Genomic DNA, 12681 nt, shown 5'->3' with positions numbered 1-12681 from the left:
GCCGCGTTTTTCACACGCATGCCTCCACGACGCGTTCGACCGTCACGCCGAAGTGCGCATACAACTCGCCCGCCGGAGCCGATTCGCCGAACGACGCAAGGCCGATCACACATCCATCGGGTCCGACATACTTGTGCCAGAAGTCGCTGTGCGCGGCTTCGACGGCGACACGGCGCACGTCCTGCGGCAACACGTGCGCGCGATACGCGGCGTCCTGCCGGTCGAACACGGATGTTGACGGCATCGACACGACGCGCGCACGCACGCCCTGCTCGTCGAGCTGGCGCTGTGCGGCAAGTGCGAGCGCGACTTCGGACCCCGTCGCGATGATCACGACGTCGGGCGATCCGCCCGTCGCTTCGCTCAGCACGTAGCCGCCTCTGCGCACGAGCGCGACCTGTGTATCGTCGCGTATCGCCTGCGGCAGATTCTGGCGCGATGCGACGAGCGACGTCGGGCCGTTCGCACGCTCGATCGCCATCTGCCACGCGATCGCGGTCTCGACGGTATCGCATGGACGCCACACGTCGAGGCCCGGAATCAGGCGCAAGCTCGCCAGATGTTCGATCGGCTGATGCGTCGGACCATCTTCACCGAGGCCGATCGAATCGTGCGTGAGCACATGGACGACACGCCGCTTCATCAACGCGCTCATACGTATCGCGTTGCGCGCGTAGTCGGAGAACACGAGGAACGTGCCACCGTATGGAATGAAGCCGCCGTGCAGCGCCATCCCGTTCATCATCGCCATCATCCCGAATTCGCGCACGCCGTACGACAGGTAGTTCGCGTGCGGATCGATCGCCTGCCCCGGCACGAATCTGCGCGACGCCTCGACGGCCGTCAGGTTCGAGCCCGTCAAATCCGCGGAGCCGCCGAACAGCTCGGGCAGTTCGGGCACCAGCACATCGAGTGCGATCTGCGACGATTTGCGCGTCGCGGTCGGCCCGGCGACGTGGCGCGCGACCTCGACAAGCTGCTGCGTGATGCGCGGCCAGTCCGCCGGCAGTTCGCCGCGCATCCGGCGCTCGAACTCCGCGGCCTCGTCCGGATATTCGACGCGATACGCTTCGAGCATCGCGTTCCATTCGCGCACGCGTGCCGCGCCGCGCTCGCGCTGGCTCCAGTTCGCGCGAACGTCATCGGGGATCTCGAACGGCGGATGGTCCCAGTCGAGCGCCCGGCGCGTCGCCTCGATTTCAGCAGCGCCGAGCGGCGCGCCGTGCACGTCGTGAGTATCGGCCTTGTTCGGCGAGCCCCAGCCGATTGTCGTGCGACACACGATCAGGCTCGGACGCGCGCCGCTCGCCTTCGCGTTCTCTTGCGCATCGCGTATCGCCGCATCGACGGCAGTTGCGTCGTGGCCGTCGATCGGACCGATCACGTTCCAGCCGTATGCGCGAAAGCGCGCCGCCGTATCGTCGGTAAACCAGTTGCTCACGTGACCGTCGATCGAGATGCCGTTGTCGTCATAGAAGCAGATCAGCTTGCCGAGTCCGAGCGTGCCCGCGAGGGAACCGGCCTCATGGCTGACCCCTTCCATCAGGCAACCATCGCCGAGAAACACATACGTGTGGTGATCGACGATGGGGAACCCCGGGCGGTTGAAGCGCGCGGCAAGCAGCTTCTCCGCGAACGCCATGCCGACGCCGTTCGCGAGTCCCTGCCCGAGCGGGCCCGTTGTCGTCTCGACGCCTGGCGTGAGGCCGACCTCCGGATGTCCGGGCGTTTTCGCGTGCAATTGCCGAAAGCGTTTCAGTTCGTCGAGCGGCAGATCGTAGCCCGACAGATGCAGCGCCGCGTAGAGCAACATCGAGCCATGCCCGTTCGACAACACGAAGCGGTCGCGATCGGGCCACGACGGATCGGCGGGGCTGTGCCTGAGATGATCGCGCCATAGCACTTCGGCGATATCGGCCATGCCCATCGGCATGCCCGGATGGCCCGATTTCGCGGCCTCGACGGCATCGATTGCGAGGAAGCGAAGCGCGTTCGCGAGACGGCGCCGGCTTTGCGGCGCCGCTGCCTCCAGACGCATGTGAGCGGAATCATTCATTGCGGGAGTCCTCCTTTGACATCGGCACGCGCCTTCACATCGTTGCCTGTTCGCGGTTGCCCATCAGGCGCAGGATCATCGGCGTGAAGATCAGCTGGATCGCGAGGCCCATCTTGCCGCCCGGGCACACGATCGTGTTGGGACGCGACATGTACGAGTCGTGCAGCATCGACAGCAGATACGGAAAGTCGATGCCTTTGGGATTGGCGAAGCGGATCACGAGCATGCTTTCGTCGAGCGACGGGATATCGCGCGACGTGAACGGATTCGATGTGTCGACGACAGGCACGCGCTGGAAATTCACATGCGTGCGCGAGAACTGCGGGCAGATGTAGCTCACGTAATCAGGCATCCGGCGCAAGATCGTGTCGACGACGGCCTCCTGCGAATAGCCGCGCATGTTCTTGTCGCGATGCAGCTTCTGAATCCATTCGAGGTTGATGATCGGCACCACGCCAACCAGCAGGTCCGCATGCCGCGCGACGTTGACGCGATTCGTGACGACCGCGCCATGCAGTCCTTCGTAGAACAGCAGGTCGGTGCCTTCTGCCACGTCGGTCCACGCGGTGAATGTGCCCGGCGGCTGGCCGTGCTCGGCGCCTTCGGCCTCGTCGTGCAGATACTTGCGGCTTTTGCCCGTGCCCGTCGCGCCGTAAGTGGAGAACAACTGCTCGAGTTCCTCGAACAGATTTCCCTCCGGCCCGAAATGGCTGAAGTGCTGATCGCCCGTCTCTTCGGCTTCTTTCAGCTTCTGCCGCATCTGCTGACGATCGAACGCATGGAACGAATCGCCTTCGATGATCGCCGCCTTGACCTTCTCGCGCCGGAAGATGTGCTGAAACGATCGCGTAATCGTCGTCGTGCCCGCACCCGACGAACCCGTTATCGCGACGATCGGATGTTTAGTCGACATGTCTCTTCCTTGTGTTCGATATCGTGAGGGCGACGCGCGTCACTGCGTTGCGCGGAACAGCGAGCGCGTGTTGAACAACGGCGACTCGAAGCGCTCGTCAGTGCCGCTGTCGAACTCGACGTGATAACGCTCGAGCCGCTCGACTTCTCGACGCGAGCCGAGGATCACGGGCACGCGCTGATGCAGCGCCTCCGGCATGACGTCGAGAATGCGGCCGCGTCCCGTCGATGCGCGCCCGCCCGCCTGCTCGACGATCATCGCCATCGGGTTCGCTTCGTAGAGCAGCCGCAAGCGTCCGGGCTTCGCCGGGTCCTTGTAGTCCTTCGGGTACATGAACACGCCGCCGCGCATCAGGATGCGATGCACCTCCGCGACGAGCGACGCGATCCAGCGCATGTTGAAGTCCTTCTGCCGGGGACCGGCCTGACCCTTCACGCACTCGTCGATGTAGCGCTGCACGGGCGGCTCCCAGAAGCGCCTGTTCGACGCGTTGATCGCGAACTCCTGCGTGTCTTCGCCGATGTGCAGATCGGGATGCGTCAGGATGTATGCGCCGATCTGCGGATCGAGCGTGAAGCCGTGCACGCCGCGGCCGAGCGTCAGCACGATCATGTCGGCGGGACCGAACAGCGCGTAGCCGGCGCAGACCTGCGCGCTGCCTGGCTGCAAAAAATCTTCGACGCGCGGATCGGTGATGCCCGGCGGCGCTTCGAGCACCGAGAAGATCGTGCCGACAGTCAGATTGACGTCGATGTTCGATGAGCCGTCGAGCGGGTCGAACAGCAGCAGATAGCGTCCGCGCGGATACTCGGCGGAAATCTCGTACGCGTGCTCCAGTTCCTCCGAGACCATCCCCGCGAGCTGCCCACCCCACTCGCAGCACGACAGCATGATTTCATTCGAGATCACGTCGAGCTTCTGCTGCGTCTCGCCCTGCACGTTCTTCGCGCCGGCAGCGCCGATCGCACCGTCCAGTGCGCCGCGCGCGACGCGCGTGCCGATGTACTTGCACGCGGTCTGGATGTCGTTGATGAGCGCCGTCAGCTGCTCGTCCTGCGCCGGATGACGGCGGTGCTCTTCGATGATGAACTTCGAGAGCGTCGTTCGGCCGTGCTGCATGTCTGCCTCCTTCTACGGTTTATTGCGGAACACGCGGCTTGCGCGAATATCGGCATCGACGATCGTTTCGAGCGCGTCGCGCGTCACCGTTCCTGTCGACGAGAACACGCGGTTGGCCTGACGCAGCCGCGCACGATCGAGTGCGTTGCGAATCGAGCGCGCATTCGCGAAGTTGGGTTGGCTCTTGCGTCGCCCGATGTATTGGCGCAGCGCGATCTTCGCGTCGGCATCGAGCCTGTAGTGCATGTCGCGCAGCATCAGCTCCGCGATATCGAACAGCTCCTCGTCCGTATAGTCCGGAAAGTCGATGTGATGCGCGATGCGCGACGTCATGCCCGGATTGCTCCTGAAGAACGTATCCATCCGGTCCTTGTAGCCCGCGAGAATCACGACAAGATCGTCGCGCTGGTTCTCCATGATCTGCAGCAGGATCTCGATCGCTTCCTGGCCGTAATCGCGCTCGTTCTCCGGGCGGTACAGGTAATACGCCTCGTCGATGAATAGCACGCCGCCCATCGCCCGCTTGATCACCTCCTTCGTCTTCGGCGCCGTGTGGCCGATGTACTGGCCGACGAGATCGTCGCGCGTGACGGCCACGACGTGACCCTTCCGCACATAGCCGAGGCGATGCAGGATTTCCGCCATGCGCATTGCCACCGTGGTCTTGCCGGTGCCGGGATTCCCGGTGAAGCACATGTGCAGCGACGGGGCCGCGGTCGCCATACCGAGTTCCTTGCGCGCGCGCTCGACGACGAGGAACGCGGCGATCTCGCCGATGCGCGTCTTGACGGGCACGAGCCCGACCAGCTCGCGGTCGAGCCGTTCCAGCACATCGTGGATTTGCGCGTCGCGCACTATCGCTTGCAGGTCGATGGCGTTTTCGGTGCTCATGGCGTCGAGTCTCGTCAACGGGTTGGACTATGCGGTGCGATCGGGTTGGGCCGCGCACTACTCGTAGCGCTCGCCCTCCGGCCGGTCGTCTGCATAAGGACGCAGCCGGTAGCGGATCGTGCGCGCCTCGCCTTCGTCGCGCACGAGGCAGAAGCCACGCTCGTCGTCAGGGCGGGCCACGATGAACGACAGCCGCATCGTCTCGACGCCGGGCGTCGAATCGAACGCATTGACCTTCACGTAGTAGCGCGGCTTTGCCTTGCGGCACGCATCGACTTCGAGCATCACGCCCGCCGCGTCCCTGAGGTCGAACATCGGCAGGCCCCACATGTCCCAGAACGAATTGCGCGGATGTGGATCGTCGGTGAATTCGACGGAACAGGCCCATCCCTGGCGCAGTGCGTATTCGATCTGTCCGCGAATCTCGTCGTCGGTCAGGTCGGGCAAGAAAGAAAACGTCCCCTGAGTGAGTCGCATGTCGTCCTCCATCTTTACGATGCCGTTGCTGTCGGCACGAAGTCGGGCGTATCGGTCGACGTGTAGTTGAAGGTCACGTCGCGCCACGTGTCGAGCGCCTGCTTGAGCGGCGTGCACCAGCGCGCTGCGGCTTCGAGAATCGCTGGTCCTTCGTTCGCGATGTCGTGCCCTTCGTTGCGCGCCTTCGTCATCGCTTCGAGCGCGACGCGGTTCGCGGTCGCGCCGGAAGCGATGCCCATCGGATGACCGATCGTGCCGCCGCCGAACTGCAGCACGACGTCGTCGCCGAACAGCGCAAGCAGCTGATGCATCTGGCCCGCATGGATGCCGCCGGACGCGACGGGCATCACCTTCTTCAGCCCAGCCCAGTCCTGCTCGAAGAACAGACCGCGCTGCAGATCGACCTCGTTGCGCGATTCGCGGCACACGTTGTAGAAGCCCTGCACCGTGTGCGGATCGCCTTCGAGCTTGCCGACGGCAGTGCCCGCGTGCGCGTGATCGACGCCCGCGAGGCGCAGCCACTTCGCGATCACGCGGAACGATACGCCGTGGTTCTTCTGTCGCGTATAGGTGCTATGGCCGGCACGGTGCATGTGCAGGATCATGTCGTTCTTGCGCGCCCAGTTCGACATCGACTGGATCGCGGTCCAGCCGATGACGAGATCGACCATCACGATGCACGAGCCCAGCTCCTTCGCGAATTCGGCGCGCTCGTACATGTCTTCCATCGTCGCGGCGGTGACGTTCAGGTAGTGCCCCTTGATTTCGCCACTCGACGCTTCCCCGCGCTTGACCGCCTCCATGCAGAACAAAAAGCGGTCTCGCCAGTGCATGAAAGGCTGCGAATTGATGTTCTCGTCATCCTTCGTGAAGTCGAGGCCGCCCTTGAGCGCTTCGTACACGACGCGCCCATAGTTCTTCCCGGACAGGCCGAGCTTCGGCTTCATCGTCGCGCCGAGCAGCGCACGGCCGAATTTGTCGAGACGTTCGCGCTCGACGACGATGCCCGTCGGCGGGCCCTTGAACGTCTTCACGTACGCAACGGGAATGCGCATGTCCTCGAGACGCAGCGCCTTCAAAGGTTTGAAACCGAACACGTTGCCGATGACCGATGCAGTCAGGTTCGCGATCGACCCTTCCTCGAACAGATCGAGTTCGTATGCGATGTACGCGAAGTACTGCTGCTCAGTCGGCGTGCCCGGCCCGGTGTTCGGCACGGGGTCCACGCGGTACGCCTTCGCGCGATACTTCTCGCAGGCGGTGAGCCGGTCGGTCCAGACCACCGTCCACGTCGCCGTCGACGACTCGCCCGCCACGGCCGCCGCCGCCTCGTCGGGCTCCACGCCGGGCTGCGGCGTGATGCGGAACAATGCGATGACGTCCGTATCCTTCGGTTGATAGTCCGGCTGCCAGTACCCCATCTGCCTGTACTTGAGTACACCCGCCGCATAACGCTCTCTGGCATCGGTGATCACGCTGCTTTCCACGGGAATGGTCATCGTCTCGCTCCTCGTTGGCTGACCTCATGGAAAACAAGGTTATGCGGCCTGGTAATCGTTAGGAATTCATTTCTTCTTTGGTCTCGATTAAGCGTTGCTTAATGATGGGGGTCACGCTTCGGCAGCTTCGCGTATTCGCGGCCGTCGCGCGTCATCTGAACTTCGCGCGAGCGGCCGGGACGTCGAGTCTGTACCTCGACATATTGCAGCGCCGCAAGCCGCCCGATACGTATGGCCGAGAGCCTTCTGCGAACGGATGTCACATCGAAAGGCAGACGTACTGAATTCCGCCGTATCGGTCAAAGCCACAACGTTTAGGGACTAAATTTTCTTTATTGGCGATTTATCACTAAGCTTTCATTTAGATCATGCCGAATGCATGTGGCCCGCGCATCTCTTTCGTATGCACAGGTTTGAATGGCTTATGTGAATGTCCATAGGATTCGTTTAATGTCTGCGCAAATGCGAGCCGCTTGTTCTTCTCCTTATCGATCAGATGGATTATGTTGAATGCCAGTCGATTTCGAACAGCTCGCTAAAACGTCAGTGAAAAAGCTGGCGAAATACAAATTCCATCGGGACCACGCGATCCAGGCCAGAGAGATCCTTCGAACGATCGAAAAGCTGCACGGGAAGATCAGCCACACGGTGGTCAGGCAAACCGACAGCTATGCACGGGACGTCTTCGGCGACGCGATCTACGCGCCGTGGTTGCGCGTCTATGCGGCCGTGAACGGCTCATTCAAGGAAGGCTGGATACCGGACAATTATTATGGAGCCGTCGTCGTGCCGCGCACAAAAGGCTGGTACGGAAAGATCTCGACCTTGAAATCGGCATCACAGCTGATATTCCGCGACAAGGCGTTTCCTGATCTCGGATATTTCGCCAATGGCTTTTTCTATACAATGGAAAACGCGGTCATACCCGATCAGGATCTTCGCAATACGCTTTTCAGCGAAACAGATAAGGTCGCTTTTAAACTGGACCAATCCGGCCAGGGGAAAGGCGTATACGTGATCGAAAGTCAGTCATTCGACCCGCAATCGATCCGGTCAGGCGGAAATGGCGTATTTCAGGCATTCATCCGGCAACACGAGCTATTTGACCTTTTCACCCATGGTCCCGTTGCGACGTTGCGCCTTACCACGGTCGTCGAGCCGGCAGGCGGGATCTCGCTTCGCGCGTGTTTCCTGCGCCTGGGCAGAGCCGGCGAAACGCACGTGCAGACGGGCAGCGAGGTCAACATACCCATCAATCCCCTGACGGGCGAACTGGACCCGCGCGGCTATCTGAGCGATTGGACAGACGTACGGGCACATCCGGACACGAAAATAGAATTCGAGGGCGTCAGGCTTCCCGCATTCTCCGAATGCGTCGCCAAAGTACTGGAGCTTCACGCGAAAGTACCATTCGTCTGCTGCATCGGATGGGATGTGACAGTCGACGCCAATGAAAACGTGAAAGTACTCGAATGGAACGCCGAGCATAACGACATCAAATTCGGCGAGGCGACTCAAGGTCCGTGTTTCTCGGACCTTGGATGGGAGCACCTGCAATTCGCCCGGATCCCGGGTTGAGGCGATTGGTGGATACACGCGCAGCCGGCCTCCGTCGCTGTCGACGGGACGGGGCAAAGCGGATGACGAACGGGACCCAGGTTCAGGCCAGGGACTCAGGCGAGGAACATGTCCCCATGCACGCCGTGGCGGGATGTGAGAAAGTCCAATTGAACCCGAGCCGATTCGATAGTGAGGCTACTTCCGCATTGAGCGGTGCTGCCCCACCGCCATCCCGAGGAGCACGGCAATGAAGATCCAGTATTTCCTTGTGGCGGCCGCCGTCGCCATGACAGGCTGCCCGGCATTTGCCCAGCAACAGCCGTCTGTGGAGATCAAACAGGGAACAGACAAGAGCACCGTGACAGGAACGACAACGGTCGTTGCCACGGTCGTCTCCATCGATCCCGCTACCCGGACCGTCACGCTCAAGGACAAGAACGGCCGCGTCGAAGAACTTGCGGCGGGCGAGCAAGTGCGCAACTTCGATCAGCTCAAGGTCGGCGATGTAGTTACCACCGAGTACCAGGAGGCGCGGTCTCTGAGCCTGAAAAAAACAAGCGGCCCGCGGTCTTCCAGCGAGCGGCAGACCTTGCAGCCGGCAGCGTCCGGGACCAAACCGGGCGGAATAATCAGTCGTGAGACAACGGTGGTGGGCGATGTCGTTGCGGTGGATGCAATGCGGAATCACGTCACGATAAGAGGACCGCAGGGCGCAATGGATGTGCTGGTGGACCCCGAGCAACTGAAGGACATTCGCAAGGGTGATCAGGTCGAGGTTGTGCACACCGAAGCGGTTGCGATATCCGTCACGCCCGGAACGAGCAAGTAGTCACGGGCGGAGTTAGATGTCGCGTTTTTCGCCATTCCCCCGCGGTCTCCGGACTATTGCGGTAGTGCGATGCCGTCGAGGCTTGCCTTAAGCGCACGCGAAACCATCGACATCAGCGACCCTTCCCGGACAACCGCGACATCCCCCATCGCTTCCTGCACGCTGACCACCTTGCGCGCGTCATAGTGACGGCCGCTGCCGGCTTCGTTCTCGAAGGCATTGGCCCGCTGATTGATCTCCTCGATATCCGCGCTCACCAATAGCACCGCGTGTGCAAGAACAAGGTGTCGTTGATTGTCGTCCGTTTGCATGTTGGCTGGCGCGCGCCGCCAGTACTGGGCGGTGCCTGCGATCTTGCGCGCCTGTCCCGCCGGCCCCCAGGCCAGATTGAAACGGCCGTCGCAAAACGAACCGTCCACGGACTGCCAATGGGTAGCAACGCCGAGAGAGCGCAGCGCACTGGCGACGACCTCGCACAGATGCAGATAGACCGCCTCGCTCAACGCTCCGGGCGGCCGCGTCACCGCATACGCGAGGCTCAGATTGAGGATGCCGGGTCCCTGCGGAACCAGCCCTCCACCCGACATGCGCAGCCAGACGGGACAGCCGCGCCCAGCGAATGTCGCGCGCGCCGTCTCGAACCCCGGATAGCGCAGATAGCTGCGCGGCACCACCAGCGACACGGGCGCTTCCCATAGCTGTGCAGCCCGGCAACCTTGCGCCGCCAGGTCCAGCAGCGCGAGCTCTTCTTGCAACGGGTCAGTTCCGGATGGATCGGACTCGACGAATATGAATGGCGTGGTCTTCATCATTGCGCGAGGTGATTCGACAAGATCGCAACAGAGCGATTATGAATGATGCTCGTGCTTCCTCACGCGTGCCCGTTCTTCAATGCGCAGGCGAGCGTGCGAACTCCGTCGCCTTGACGGCATCGACCAGATAATCGACGAAGGAAGCGATCCGCGCCGATATCGCCGTATTGCGATAGTAGACGGCATTGATCGGTTGACGAACGTCCTGTGTCTGTCGCGGGAAAAGCTGAATGAGCCTGCCCTCTCGACGATCGCGGCCCGTCATGAAGTCGGACAGGCAAACGATGCCCGCACTCTCCAACGCAAGCTGCCGCAACGTTTCGCCGCTGGACGACGCGATAGTCGGTTCGATTCGATAAGACTCGTTGTCCGGTCCGGTCAACGGCCATACATTGAGCGACTCGGGCAGCGTGAACCCGAGCAGCGAGTGCTTCGCCAGGTCGTCCACGCGTTTCGGATGACCATGTGCTTTCAGATACTCGGGCGTGGCCAGTACCCGTATCCGGCTGCTGCCGACGGGACGGCTGTGCAAGGTCGAATCTTTGAGTTTGCCGATCCGGATCGCGACGTCGGTGCGCCGTTCGAGCAAATCGATAATGCCTTCATTGCTGTTCAGCTCCAGCTCGACTTGCGGATAACGCGCCCGATAGCCCGCCACGAGAGGCACGATCACGTGAAGCATGAAAGGCGTGGCGGCATCGACGCGCAAACGTCCGGAAGGCCGCTCCCGGCGCGCGGCGAGTTGTTCTTCGGCGTTTTCTACCGCGCCGATGATCTCACGCGTATGTTGAAGAAAGGCTTTTCCTTCTTCCGTCAATTCGAGGCGCCGCGTGGTCCGGCGCAGCAGCGTCGTTTGCAGCTTTTCCTCGAGTCTGCCCAGCGCCCGGCTCGCACCCGACACGGTCTGGTTCAGCTGCTCGGCTGCGGCTGTGATGGAGCCGGTGTCGACTACTGTCGCAAAGGTCTGCAGTTCGTCGAGCGTGACTTTCATATGTGATCTGGAATCAACAGTGCCTCCTTTATAGATTAGTCTTTACGCAAAAGTAAAGAAGCGGACTGGCAAATTGGATTTGCCCGCTCACGGCAGAGAAATTGGAATGATCGTCGAACTGGGAAAATGCGGACGTGATTCTATTGACAAGCTCGATTGCAGTATCAGGGTATTCGACGGAAACGCGTTTATGCGGGCGTAAAGACCTCAATCGAAGCCTTTCGCCCGCAGTTAAACTGCTGGAGTTCTTCTAGCCGAAGGATGCTTGCGGATTACCTGCTGCCAAGGCTTCTGCACGATTCGGCGCCGGCGGATAGATCCACTTCGTGTTGATCATCTGTTTGCGCGCCTTGCCTTCGGCGTGCGTCAGTTTGATCTGTCGATCCCAACCTTCCGAATAGATCGCGCCCCACTCGCCAAGATCGACGCAAGTCGCGTAGAACGGCTGTCGATATTCCAGAGTCGGAACACCGATCAAATCCGCGGCAACATTATGTCCGCCGAATTGCCCCATCACGATGGCGTGCTGACACGACATCAGCGCGTAGTGCCCGTCATCGTCGGTCCGCGCCCGCGCAACATCGCCCGCGACGAATACATCGGGTGCTTCCGGCACGCGCAGATCCGGTGCCACTTCGGCACGTCCGAGGGGATCGACATGCGACGAAACTTGCGCGGCCAACGAGCTTGCGCGCATGCCGCCTGCCCAGATCACCGTTTTCGCTTCGATGCGCGTGCCCGATGCGGTGCGAACGCCGTCCGCATCGACCGACACCACGCCCGAGCCGAGCACCGTTTCGACGCCCAGCGATTGAAACGCCTCAGCGATAAACGGACGCGGATTCGGCCCAAGATCAGGACCAATCGTGTCCTGCGAGCCGATCACGACAACGCGAACCGCCGCGTCACCGAACGATGCACGCAGCCGCTTCGGCAATTCGGTCGCGACCTCGACACCCGTAAAGCCGCAGCCGACAACCGCGACGGTATTGCGCGCGGGTGAATCCGGCAGCTTCGCCAATTCCGCGAAGTGGTGGTCGAGCGCTACCGCGTCCTCGATACGATCGACGGAAAAAGCGTACTCCGCGAGACCAGGAATCGGCGGCCTGTTCAGCTTGCTGCCGCTGGTCAGCAGCAGCCGGTCGTACGCGAGGGAACGTTTTTGTCCGCTGGCCGACACGACACTCACCGTCTTCTCTTTTACGGAAATCTCGTCGACGCTGCCCTCGACAAATTTCACGCCAATAGCATCGAGCAGAGGCAGCAGCGGTGCAGCCATCTTCTGCGGCTCGCTTTCGTACATTCGCGGGCGGATTTGCAACTCCGGCTTCGGCGAGATCAACGTGACTTCAACGTCACTGCTCGTTACGCCAGCTGCGTCGAGCATGCGTGCTGCGCCCAGTGCGCCCCACACTCCGGCAAAGCCGGCACCCACAATCAAGATCTTTTGCGACATGACATTACCTTCGGTTAGAAAGTTGCGAAGTCGACGACAGTTCGAAATGACTGAGCATGATCGTCATAGGAGACATTG

The 12681-nt window shown here is 61.6% G+C and carries 11 protein-coding genes; 2 read left to right on the top strand and 9 right to left on the bottom strand.

Features of this window, described 5'->3' with window-relative positions; all coding sequences use genetic code 11:
* Positions 1-10: 10 nt before the first annotated feature.
* From tkt to GCT13_RS33130, 6 genes are read right to left on the bottom strand one after another with little or no spacing between them, the layout of a single operon-like run.
* Positions 11-2056, bottom strand: coding sequence for a transketolase (tkt, locus tag GCT13_RS33155; protein ID WP_227747131.1), 2046 nt, complete (start codon positions 2054-2056; stop codon positions 11-13).
* A gap of 34 nt (positions 2057-2090) precedes the next feature.
* Positions 2091-2969 (bottom strand): phosphoribulokinase, encoded by an 879-nt coding sequence (locus GCT13_RS33150; protein WP_152765515.1) that lies wholly within the window; start codon positions 2967-2969, stop codon positions 2091-2093.
* Between the two features lie 39 nt (positions 2970-3008).
* Positions 3009-4088: a class 1 fructose-bisphosphatase gene (locus GCT13_RS33145; RefSeq protein ID WP_152765512.1), complete on the bottom strand. Its 1080-nt coding sequence runs from the start codon at positions 4086-4088 to the stop codon at positions 3009-3011.
* Between the two features lie 12 nt (positions 4089-4100).
* Positions 4101-4979, bottom strand: a complete 879-nt coding sequence (cbbX, locus tag GCT13_RS33140; RefSeq protein WP_152765510.1) for a CbbX protein — start codon at positions 4977-4979, stop codon at positions 4101-4103.
* A gap of 57 nt (positions 4980-5036) precedes the next feature.
* On the bottom strand, positions 5037-5456 hold the full coding sequence (locus GCT13_RS33135) for a ribulose bisphosphate carboxylase small subunit (protein WP_152765505.1): 420 nt from the start codon (positions 5454-5456) through the stop codon (positions 5037-5039).
* Positions 5457-5470: 14 nt separating this feature from the next.
* Complete coding sequence (locus GCT13_RS33130; RefSeq protein ID WP_152765502.1) at positions 5471-6955, bottom strand: form I ribulose bisphosphate carboxylase large subunit; 1485 nt, start codon at positions 6953-6955, stop codon at positions 5471-5473.
* 510 nt (positions 6956-7465) lie between these two features.
* Here GCT13_RS33130 and GCT13_RS33125 point away from each other — a divergent pair.
* Both GCT13_RS33125 and GCT13_RS33120 read left to right on the top strand, forming a co-directional pair.
* Positions 7466-8533 carry a sugar-transfer associated ATP-grasp domain-containing protein gene (locus GCT13_RS33125; protein ID WP_152765499.1) on the top strand — a complete coding sequence of 356 codons (1068 nt, stop codon included), beginning with the start codon at positions 7466-7468 and terminating at the stop codon, positions 8531-8533.
* Between the two features lie 229 nt (positions 8534-8762).
* A complete protein-coding gene (locus tag GCT13_RS33120) occupies positions 8763-9344 on the top strand; it encodes a hypothetical protein (protein WP_152765496.1) in 582 nt (193 codons plus the stop codon).
* A 53-nt stretch (positions 9345-9397) separates the two neighbouring features.
* On the opposite strand, the gene GCT13_RS33115 is transcribed toward GCT13_RS33120, so the two are convergent.
* The 3 genes from GCT13_RS33115 to GCT13_RS33105 form a co-directional block, all read right to left on the bottom strand.
* Positions 9398-10153, bottom strand: coding sequence for a lipoyl protein ligase domain-containing protein (locus GCT13_RS33115; RefSeq protein WP_152765581.1), 756 nt, complete (start codon positions 10151-10153; stop codon positions 9398-9400).
* A 79-nt stretch (positions 10154-10232) separates the two neighbouring features.
* Entirely contained in the window at positions 10233-11147 is a 915-nt protein-coding gene (locus tag GCT13_RS33110) for a LysR family transcriptional regulator (protein ID WP_152765493.1), read from the bottom strand.
* A 250-nt stretch (positions 11148-11397) separates the two neighbouring features.
* Positions 11398-12603: an NAD(P)/FAD-dependent oxidoreductase gene (locus tag GCT13_RS33105; protein ID WP_152765491.1), complete on the bottom strand. Its 1206-nt coding sequence runs from the start codon at positions 12601-12603 to the stop codon at positions 11398-11400.
* Between the last annotated feature and the right edge of the window lie 78 nt (positions 12604-12681).

The organism is Paraburkholderia franconis (genome assembly GCF_009362735.1).
GTDB classification, from domain to species: domain Bacteria; phylum Pseudomonadota; class Gammaproteobacteria; order Burkholderiales; family Burkholderiaceae; genus Paraburkholderia; species Paraburkholderia franconis.
Note: the sequence above shows the minus strand (reverse complement) of the source record. Positions and strands in the feature narration are given on the sequence as shown.